At 46.9% G+C, this 10,107-nt stretch carries 7 protein-coding genes and 1 tRNA gene; 5 read left to right on the forward strand and 3 right to left on the reverse strand.

Annotated elements, in window-relative coordinates; genetic code table 11:
* Positions 1-405 precede the first annotated feature (405 nt).
* Both QZW82_RS29040 and QZW82_RS29045 read right to left on the reverse strand, forming a co-directional pair.
* Positions 406-1,539, reverse strand: a complete 1,134-nt coding sequence (locus tag QZW82_RS29040) for an AI-2E family transporter (RefSeq protein ID WP_293156803.1) — start codon at positions 1,537-1,539, stop codon at positions 406-408.
* 276 nt (positions 1,540-1,815) lie between these two features.
* Complete coding sequence (locus QZW82_RS29045) at positions 1,816-1,989, reverse strand: hypothetical protein (protein WP_293156805.1); 174 nt, start codon at positions 1,987-1,989, stop codon at positions 1,816-1,818.
* 123 nt (positions 1,990-2,112) lie between these two features.
* Between QZW82_RS29045 and QZW82_RS29050 the strand changes: the two genes are divergently transcribed.
* Positions 2,113-3,900: an efflux RND transporter periplasmic adaptor subunit gene (locus QZW82_RS29050; RefSeq protein WP_293156807.1), complete on the forward strand. Its 1,788-nt coding sequence runs from the start codon at positions 2,113-2,115 to the stop codon at positions 3,898-3,900.
* Here QZW82_RS29050 and QZW82_RS29055 read toward each other — a convergent pair.
* Complete coding sequence (locus tag QZW82_RS29055; RefSeq protein WP_293156809.1) at positions 3,894-4,046, reverse strand: hypothetical protein; 153 nt, start codon at positions 4,044-4,046, stop codon at positions 3,894-3,896. The genes QZW82_RS29050 and QZW82_RS29055 overlap by 7 nt on opposite strands.
* A 319-nt stretch (positions 4,047-4,365) precedes the next feature.
* Between QZW82_RS29055 and QZW82_RS29060 the strand changes: the two genes are divergently transcribed.
* From QZW82_RS29060 to QZW82_RS29075, 4 genes are all read left to right on the forward strand, one after another.
* Positions 4,366-7,506: an efflux RND transporter permease subunit gene (locus QZW82_RS29060; RefSeq protein ID WP_366665105.1), complete on the forward strand. Its 3,141-nt coding sequence runs from the start codon at positions 4,366-4,368 to the stop codon at positions 7,504-7,506.
* Positions 7,507-7,767: 261 nt separating this feature from the next.
* A tRNA-Gly gene (locus QZW82_RS29065) sits at positions 7,768-7,839 on the forward strand.
* A gap of 54 nt (positions 7,840-7,893) precedes the next feature.
* A complete protein-coding gene (locus QZW82_RS29070; protein ID WP_293156811.1) occupies positions 7,894-8,841 on the forward strand; it encodes a rhodanese-related sulfurtransferase in 948 nt (315 codons plus the stop codon).
* 318 nt (positions 8,842-9,159) lie between these two features.
* Positions 9,160-9,816 (forward strand): glutathione S-transferase, encoded by a 657-nt coding sequence (locus QZW82_RS29075; protein WP_293156813.1) that lies wholly within the window; start codon positions 9,160-9,162, stop codon positions 9,814-9,816.
* Positions 9,817-10,107: the final 291 nt, after the last annotated feature.

A 10,107-nucleotide genomic window follows, 5' to 3' on the forward strand; every position in this document is an offset into this window, starting at 1 on the left:
ACTTTAGTCCTCCCAGGTTCGTAGTAAGGACTTTAGTCCTCCCAGGTTCGTAGTAAGGACTTTAGTCCTCCCAGGTTCGTAGTAAGGACTTTAGTCCTCCCAGGTTCGTAGTAAGGACTTTAGTCCTTCCAGGTTCGTAGTGAGGACTTTAGTCCTCCCAGGTTCGTAGTAAGGACTTTAGTCCTCCCAGGTTCGTAGTAAGGACTTTAGTCCTCCCAGGTTCGTAGTAAGGACTTTAGTCCTTTCTTAACGTAATCAGTAGCAAGGGCTGAATTCGTTACTAATAAAAATTTTACGGACTGAAGTCCTTACTACAAACCTTATTAGTAAGGCAATCAGTAGCAAGGGCTGAATTCGTTACTAATAAAAATTTTACGGACTGAAGTCCTTACTACGAACCTTAAACTATTTTTTTTCATCGGCTACCAAAATTATTCTATTTTCATTTTCCGCAATTTTCCCCAATTCTTCGCCGTTAAAAGGATTGTAGAAAAACGAACCTGTTTGCGGAGGTAATTTGGGATTGAGTACAATTTCCACGATACTTTTGACCACCCCAGTTAGGGGAATTGCCAGGATAACTCCTAATAATCCTCCCACTCTACCTCCTAACAGCAAAGCTGTAAAAATAATTACCGGGCTCAATCCGGTTAGATTGCCCATAATTCGGGGTGCTACTAAATTATCCTTGATTTGCTGGAGACCGATCGCAACTGCCAACACTTGCAGCGCCAACCACCAATCAATAAACGCTACAATTATACTAACAGTGCCGATGCCCAGCGTCGCTCCGATAAACGGAATTATTTCTGTCAATCCGATAAACACGGCAAACAACAGAAAAAATGGCACTTGCAGCCACCAAAAAGCCAGAGTTAGCGAAGTCGCCATAAAGAGTCCCAGCAATAACTGTCCCGAGACAAATCGCTGGAGGTTTCGCTGCAAAGTCTCTGTGAGAACATAGCGAATATCTGGCGAAAAAATGCTGGTCAAACCCTGCCACACTCTTTGACCGTCTAGCAGCATATAAAATGAAATTACCAGGATAAAAATTAAGTCGAGAAACCAGTTAACTGTACCGACAACTAAGCCTAAACTTGTACCTGCGATTGATTGTACTTGTTCCTGGACTTTGGCTGATAACTGCTGTTCCAATATTTGCACGTCAAATGGTAAATTGCGATCGGCACTCCATGCTTGAAATTCGCCTAACTGCTGCCGCGCCGACTCCAGCAATTCCGGGAATCTTACCCCCAACTGCCTCGCTTGGCTGAACACCGGCGGCACAATAGTTAGACCGATTACTACTACTACCACACCCGCAGCCAAATAGACCAGCCCCGCAGCTAGTCCTCGCGGCAAAAATACTTGCAGTCTGATTACTGCATAATTTAATAAAAATGCAATCAGTCCCGCTGTTACTAAAATGCTGACCAGTTCCCCAACATAATTGATAGCAGTCAGGGTAAACCATCCAGTCACTAGCACTAGCAACCAAGTAATTAGAAACTGTTGGACGGGAGTAAATACACTATTCATTGTGATTTTTGTAAATTAAACTGGCATAATTTTTTCAGCCGATGTGCCGTATTCTACAACAAACACATTATTATAGCTCGATACAGTTAAGTTGAACCCGGAGATCCCCCCTAACCCCCCTTGAAAAAGGGGGGGACAAGAGCATTCTCTTTCATCCCCCGACTATCCGGGGGAGTAGGGGTATGCTGCAAGGATCTCGGGCCAATAAACAGTTTTAACAATGGCGTATTGCATTATAGATTAGCAATAATCAGTTCAAGATTAGACTGAATTCTCTCAGTATTGATGAGTTGCTGACTGAAAAAGTGCTCCAGAGATAATATAAGCCCGATCGCCCTGCAAGCGATCGCAAATTACGCTAAGATTGCTCTGCATCAAAATCTCGATCGAGCAAAGGTCGATCGCACTTTCCTTCATCCAAATCGCCACGAGCAGGTGAAAAGCTCTCACACTCACCCACAAGGAGGAGGCGCGACCGATCGCACACTCAGCTAAAATAAATTAGATATTAAAACCGCAATCTTTCTTTACAATATCAAAAACCCCAGGCTCAAACCGACGGGAGGAACTACCGTGACGAATCAAGTTTTTTCAGAAGCAGAAGAACAGGAACCTCTTTCCCCCGTGCAAAGCGGGCGAGACAGGAACTCCGCAGTGGATGCGCCTGAAACTGGCATCTCAGATACCTCTGGCTGGCACTTCTCCTCTGAAGAAGATGAACGAGAAATAGCCTTAGAAGTTCCAGACGAACAATCAGAAGTTTCCGAAGCTGAAGAACCAGAAGTTCCTCCCAGTAAAGGACTCAGGTGGCCGACGCTGTTGGCGGGCGCAGGTATTGGTGTAGCTGCAACGCTGCTAGCAGTACACTTGACTGCGGGCCAGAAGAGCGCGCGTCCCCCAGTTGCAGCCCCAGCGGCGGCTCAGCAGGGAACGCCTCAGACGGTGACAGTGGCTGCTGTGGAATCGGCCGAGGTGGCTCAAACTCTGGAAGCGACGGGGACTGTGGCGCCCTACGATTTGCTGCCGGTGCTGCCGCAAGCCAACGGTTTGCAAATCAAGCAGGTTTTGGTAAAGGAAGGGGATGCGGTAGAAAAAGGTCAGGTAATGGCGGTTTTGGATGATTCGGTGCTGCGATCGCAAATTGCCGAAGCTACTGCTAAGGTACAATCGGCCGATTCTACGGTAGAACAAGCGCAAGCTCTGGTGCAACAAGCCCAGTCAGCCCAACAAGAAGCCCAAGCCGGTGTTGCTCAAGCCCAAGCCGGTGTTGAAAAAGCCATCGCTGACGCAGCGCAAGCCAAAACAGGCGTCGGCCAAGCCCAAGCGGGTGTCGAGCAAGCCAAGGCGGGTGTCGAGCAAGCTAAGGCGGGGATTGCTTCTGCTGAGGCTAAGTTAGCTCAGGCTCAAAGAGAAGTAAATCGCACCCAAAATTTGGCTTCTCAGGGAGTAATCAGCCAGCAAGATTTGGAAAAGCGCAAGACGGAGCGAGATACTGCTGTTCAAGATGTGAACAAAGCTAAGGCTGATTTGAATAAAGCTTTGGAAGAACAGAACAAAGCGGCCGAAGAAGTGCGATCGGCTCAAGCTAAAGTAGCTACGGCAGAAGCTAATATCAGTACGGCGAGAGCGGCCCTCAGCAGCGCCCGCGCTAAAGTAAATACGGCCGGCTCTGCTATCAGCAGCGCGCGCGCAAATGTGGGAAATAACGCAGCAGGTGTTCGCAGCAATGAAGCGCAAGTCAAACAGTTGCAAACTCAAATCGAACAAACTATTGTCCGAGCGCCGGACAGCGGTATTGTATCTGAAAGAATTGGTCGAGTTGGTGATGTTTCTTCGGGAAGTCAAAAACTATTTTCGATTATTCGAGGAAACAAGCTGGAACTGCAATTAAAAGTGCCAGAAACTCAGGTTTCTCAAGTTAAGCCGGGAACGGCGGTGCAGATTACTTCGGATTCTGACAAGCGGATTAAGTTGTCGGGAACTGTGCGAGAAATTTCGCCGTTAGTTGACCCGCAAAATCGGCAGGCTACGGTGAAAATTGATTTGCCTACAAGTGAGTTTTTGCGATCGGGAATGTTTTTGCGTGCCTCGATTTCTACGACGACGGCTCAAGGTTTGAAAGTTCCTGCTAAGGCTATTTTACCACAGTCTGACGGCAGTTCTATTGTTTACAAACTTGTGGGCGAGGATAAGGTGCAGGCTCAACCTGTGGAAGTTGGGGAGATTACTGGGGGCGCGGTTGGCGATTTGACGAGTGCTAAGGTTCAGATTAAAAAGGGGTTGAAGGCGGGCGATAAAGTGGTTGTTGCTGGAGCGGGTTATCTTAAGAATGGCGATCGAATTAAGGTTAGCAGTCAGTAATTCAGTTGACAGTTGACAGTTGACAGTTGACAGTTGACAGTTGACAGTTGACAGTTGACAGTTGACAGTTGACAGTCATTATTTATTGTAGGGTGCGTCAGGTGAGAATTTGGCGACGACAGACTAATAATTTTCCCCTGACGCACCTTACGAATTATTCGTTACTATATATTTTAAGAGGGCTCGCATCCCAACAACATACCTCTTGTTAGTTACTATATATTTTAAGAGGGCTCGCATCCCAACAACATACCTCTTGTTAGTTACTATATATTTTAAGAGGGCTCGCATCCCAACAACATACCTCATAAGATATTTGGAGCGGGCTCTCCGGCCCACTCCACAATAATTTAAATAATCAGATTAGTTAGTAGATATTTGGAGCGGGCTCTCCGGCCCACTCCACAAGAATTCCAAGAATAAGAACTATATTACCAATGACCAATGACCAATGACCAATGACCAATGACCAATTCCCAATTCCCAATTCCAATTATGTCTTTTAATATTTCGGCTTGGTCAATCAAACAGCCTGTCCCCACGATTGTTTTATTCTTAATTCTGACAATCGGGGGATTAGTATCCTTTCCCGTTTTAGGTATTGATGATTCACCTAACATCGATGTGCCTTCAGTTTCCATATCTGTCAGCCAACCGGGGGCAGATCCAGCCGAACTTGAATCTCAAGTTACGAAAAAAGTAGAAGACGCTGTGGCGGGTTTGGGTAATATTGACCACATTATTTCTACTGTTAATGATGGTTCTTCTAATACGACAGTTAACTTTTTGTTGGGCACAAATAGCGATCGCGCTACGAATGATGTCAGAAATGCGATCGCCCAAATTCGCCAAAGCCTGCCCCAAGACATCAACGATCCAGTCGTCAAGCGGGTGGAATTTGCCGGTAGTTCCATTATGTCCTACGCCGTCGTTTCCGATCGCCAAACGGTAGAACAGCTAAGCGAATTAATCGACCAAAACATCAGCCGCGTCCTGTTGTCGGTCAAAGGTGTCGCTCAAGTGCAGCGCATTGGAGGCAGGGACAGGGATATTCGAGTTGATTTAAACCCTGAACAACTGCAAAGTTTGGGGATTACAGCTACCCAAGTTAACGACCAAATTCGCAATTTCAACATCAATCTGCCAGGGGGACGCACTGAAATCGGCAATTCCGAGCAAACAGTCCGCACCATCGGTAGTGCCAAAACTATCGAACAGTTGAAAGCTTATCAAATTACTTTGCCGAAAGGCGGTTTTGTGCCGCTTTCTAGCTTAGGAAAAGTTGAGGAAGGCTATGCAGAAGCGCGTCAGGGCGCGCGGCTCAATAACAAGCCTGTTGTAGCTTTTGCTATCCTCCGCAGCACCGGCAGCACTCTCGTGACTGTGGAAGAAGCGGTGCGGGCAACTGTTAAGAAAATGGAAAAAACTTTGCCGCCGGATGTCAAGCTGGAACTGATTTATACTTTAGCCGATCACATCCGAGATTCCTATGAAGCTTCTGTTGATGCTTTAGTTTTGGGGGCGGTTTTAGCGATTGTCACGATTTTTATATTTCTGCGGGATTGGCGGGCGACTTTGATTGCTGCTGTAGCCCTGCCGCTGTCGGCAATTCCTACTTTTGCTGTGCTGAGGATGGTAGGATATACGCTTAATGGCATGACTTTGTTAGCGCTGTCGCTGGTGGTGGGTATATTAGTCGATGATGCGATCGTCGAAATTGAAAATATTGAACGGCACGTCAGGATGGGGAAAACGGCTTATCAAGCTGCTTTGGATGCTTCTGCTGAAATTGGTTTAGCTGTCGTTGCTACCACGATGACGATTGTTTCGGTGTTTGCGCCGGTGGCTTTTATGCCGGGAATTCCGGGTCAGTTTTTTCGACCTTTTGGGGTGACGGTTTCGGCTTCGGTGTTATTTTCGCTGTTAGTAGCCCGCACTGTAACTCCGATGATGGCGGCTTATTTGTTTAAGGATAGCGGACACGAGGCGGAACTCAAAAAAGACCAACTTTCCTATCAGTACCGCCGACTTTTGACTTGGGCGCTGAAGCATCGGGCGATCGTCCTAATTTTAGCTGTTGCTTTGTTTTTCGGCAGCGTGCAATTAATTCCTTTCATTCCGACTGGTTTTATCGATCGCGATGATACCGGACTTTCGACTGTTTCCATTGAATTGCCGCCCGGTTCCACCTTGTCACAGACAGATTTAGCAGTGCAGCAAGCAACTAAATTATTGCTCGCCCATCGGGCCGTAGAAAGCGTTTTGGAGACCGAAGGCGCTCCGACAGTATCCGGGGGCCCAGGTGGTGGCGGAGGGGGCGCTAGCGGCGTAAATACAGCCAGTCTATATGTGAAATTGAAACCCGCCAATCAGCGGATCGGACAACAGAAGTTTGAGGAGGAAATGCGGCCGAAACTTGCCGATGTTCCCGGTGTGCGGCTGAGTTTTGCTCAAGGGCGTGTGGGCGGTAGGAAGCAAATGTCGATCGTCCTCAAGAGCGAAAATGCGGAAGCTTTAACTAAAACTGCGGAAACTCTGACGCAACAAATGAGGCAAGTTCCGGGACTGATTGAGGTACAATCTAGCGCGAGTTTAGTCAAACCGGAAATTTTGGTAAAACCCGATCCTCTTCGGGCGGCGGATCAGGGTATTTCGGTGCAGCAAATTGCTCGCACTGCTTCTTTGGCAACGATTGGAGATATTGACTCAAATCTTGCTAAGTTTGATTTGCCCGATCGACAAATTCCGATTCATGTGATGTTAGCGCCACAGTTTCGCAGCGATATCGAAACAATTAAGAATCTGCAAATACCCGGTAAAAACAATACTTTGGTACCCTTGAGGGCAGTGGCGGATATTGCTTTGGGTAGCGGGCCTTCTCAGATCGATCGCTATGACAGAGCTCGTCAAGTATCTGTAGAAGGCAATTTGTTGCAAGGCACAACATTGGGAGAAGCTGTTGCTGCGGTGAAAAAACTGCCTGTAATGAATCCTTTACCCCCTGGAGTGGAACAAGAATCTTCGGGCGATGCAAAAGTTATGCAGGATATTTTCAGCGGTTTTGCGGGGGCCTTGGGAACGGCGGTACTGTTTATTTATGGTGTGTTGGTGCTGTTGTTTGCCAATTTCTTGCATCCGATCACAATTATGGCGGCATTACCTTTATCTTTGGGTGGCGCGCTGTTGGGGCTTTTGGTAGGACAAAAATCTCTCGGTTTGTACGCTTTGATTGGTGTAGTCTTGCTGATGGGAATTGTGACAAAGAATTCGATTTTGCTGGTGGATTACGCGATTATGAATCAGAAGGAAGGCGAACCGATGTATGAGGCGACACTAGATTCTGGTGTAGCGCGGTTGCGGCCGATTTTGATGACAACGATCGCCATGATAGCTGGCATGGTGCCGATTGCGCTGGGAATTGGCGCGGGATCTGGGGTGCGGAGTCCGATGGCGATGGCGGTAATTGGCGGTTTGATGACTTCTACGCTATTAACTCTGGTGGTGATTCCGGTGGTTTATACCTATATGGATGGTTTGCAAGTCTGGATTTTCGATCGGGTGCGGGGGAAGAAAAGAAGGGAAGGGCGATCGAATATCTCCGGGTAGGGAAACGGGTACTGCCGTCTCCTCCTGCGTCAGGAGACGGCTTTTGGAGTGTACGGTGCGTCAGATCTCAGGTTTGTCCGAAAAATTCCGGCTTTCTCAAGTGACGCACCCTATTAATTTTGCCGCCATGGGCGATCGACAACCCCCAAAAATTAATTTTCAAAATCATTGACTCAAAATCACAAAATCGTCGTATAATGTTTATCTAGTCATGGTTTACCGCAATCCCTAAAAAGTAAAAGCCAGTAAAACAGACTAAGCGCGGGCGTAATTCAGTGGTAGAATGTCAGCTTCCCATGCTGGACGTCGTGGGTTCGAGCCCCACCGCCCGCTTTAACTGAATTTTCATATTTATATGAAAATTAATTAGTGCTATCAATTCGATCTATGGCTAATTTCTTAACCGCTGCATTATATAAGTTCGTTGAACTATCCGATTTTGCCGACCTGAAAGCACCGCTAATCGATTGTTGCGATCGCAACAACGTCAAAGGCACCATCTTGTTAGCAGCCGAAGGCATCAATGGCACGATCGCAGGTTCATCCGAGGGCGTGCGCGCAGTGCTCGCATTTTTGCGTAGTGACGCACGTTTTGCTGATTTGGTTCACAAAGAATCTTTCTCAGAAAAAGCACCGTTTTACCGCCTGAAAATCCGCTTAAAACGCGAAATCGTCACCATGGGAATACCCGATATTAATCCATCTCTCATGGCTGGCAAATATGTCAAGCCCGATGAATGGAATCAATTGCTTGACGATCCTGATGTTGTCGTAGTTGATGTGCGTAACGACTACGAAGTATCTATGGGTACTTTTGCAGGCGCGATCAATCCCAAAACCAAAAGCTTTTCTGAGTTACCTGAATGGGTGCAGCAAGAAACTGCTTTGCGCGATAAACCCAAGGTGGCAATGTTTTGCACGGGTGGCATTCGCTGCGAAAAATCTACTGCTTTTTTGCGATCGCAAGGTTTTCAGGAAGTCTATCATCTCGAAGGCGGAATTTTAAAATATTTGGAAACGGTTCCGGAAGCAGAAAGTCGTTGGGAAGGTGAATGTTTTGTCTTTGATGAACGGGTGTCTGTTGTTCACGATTTAAAACCTGGTAACTATGAACTTTGTCGCGGTTGTCGTCACCCGATTAGTGAGGAAGATAAGGCTTCTGAATTTTTTGTGCTGGGCGTGAGTTGTCCTCATTGTCATGACTCGAAAACCGAAGCTAAAAAACAAGCTTTATTAGAGAGGCAGCATCAGATTGAGCTTGCTAAGCGTCGCAACCAAGTACATATGGGCGCGTGCTATGATGCTAAGGAAAAATTCGATAGTGCGATCGACTAAAAGGTATGTTGTTGGGATGCGAGCCCCAAGAGCGCTGAAGCGCAACTACGTACCAAGAAAGGTATGTTGTTGGGATGCGAGCCCTAAGAGCGCTGAAGCGCAACTACGTACCAAGAAAGGTATGTTGTTGGGCCCCGGCCCTAAGAGCGCTGAAGCGCAACTACGTACCAAGAAAGGTATGTTGTTGGGCCCCGGCCCTAAGAGCGCTGAAGCGCAACTACGTACCAAGAAAGGTATGTTGTTGGGATGCGAGCCCCAAGAGCGCTGAAGCGCAACTACGTACCAAGAAATGACTAATGACTAATGACAACTGACTGTATGTCACAAATATATCCAATTTTATATTCATTCCGCCGCTGTCCCTATGCTATGCGCGCCCGCTTAGCGCTGATGGTTAGCAATCGCGTGTGTGAGTTGCGAGAAGTTGTTTTGCGAGACAAACCACAAGCAATGTTAGATGTATCTCCAAAAGGTACAGTACCGATATTGATTGATGTTGGCGGCCGCGTACTCGATCAAAGTATTGATATCATGTTGTGGGCGTTGGAACAACACGATCCCGAAAAATGGTTGATGCCCAAGGAAGGTTCTGTTGCAGAAATGCTCGAACTTATTTCTCAATTTGATTATGGATTTAAATATCATCTTGACCGTTATAAATATCCCGAACGTTATGCTGGTGTTGATGCCCGAGCACATCGGGATGAATGTGCTTTATATCTGGGGAAACTCAATGCTAAATTAATCAAGAATAAATATTTGTTTGGTAATAATGTAGCATTGGCTGATATGGCGATCGCACCTTTTGTCCGTCAATTCGCCCATACCGATAAAATTTGGTTCGAGGAACAGCCTTGGATTCCCCTACAAGCTTGGTTGACAGCCTTCACCGACTCGGAAATTTACGCTAGTGTGATGCAGAAATACCCGAAATGGGAATCGGGGAATGCAGCCGTTGTTTTTGGGCGATTGTAATTACTTATCAAGCCGTTTGTAGTGAGGACTTTAGTCCGCATCCAAGAGAGGACTAAAGTCCGAACGATCGAACGTTGTGGTTTGATCGTTCGGACTTTAGTCCGCATCCAAGAGAGGACTAAAGTCCGAACGATCGAACGTTGTGGTTTGATCGTTCGGACTTTAGTCCAATGGCACTGAAAAAGGCTTAATCACCTTCGTAGTCTAGCTTTCAAGACAGAGCGAGGTTCCTGCATTCGACGATACGGTTTCGGTCGGAGTTTCAAAACTCTGGGCTCCGAACGTTCAGGT

It is taken from the genome of Microcoleus sp. bin48.metabat.b7b8b9.023, from assembly GCF_013299185.1.
GTDB lineage: Bacteria > Cyanobacteriota > Cyanobacteriia > Cyanobacteriales > Microcoleaceae > Microcoleus.

What these genes read in the sequence shown, in the direction of transcription:
- QZW82_RS29060 (WP_366665105.1), top strand. Translation starts at nt 4,366, where the DNA reads ATGACCAATTCCCAATTCCCAATTCCAATTATGTCTTTTAATATTTCG.
- QZW82_RS29075 (WP_293156813.1), top strand. Translation starts at nt 9,160, where the DNA reads ATGTCACAAATATATCCAATTTTATATTCATTCCGCCGCTGTCCCTAT.
- QZW82_RS29070 (WP_293156811.1), top strand. Translation starts at nt 7,894, where the DNA reads ATGGCTAATTTCTTAACCGCTGCATTATATAAGTTCGTTGAACTATCC.
- QZW82_RS29040 (WP_293156803.1), bottom strand. Translation starts at nt 1,539, where the DNA reads ATGAATAGTGTATTTACTCCCGTCCAACAGTTTCTAATTACTTGGTTG.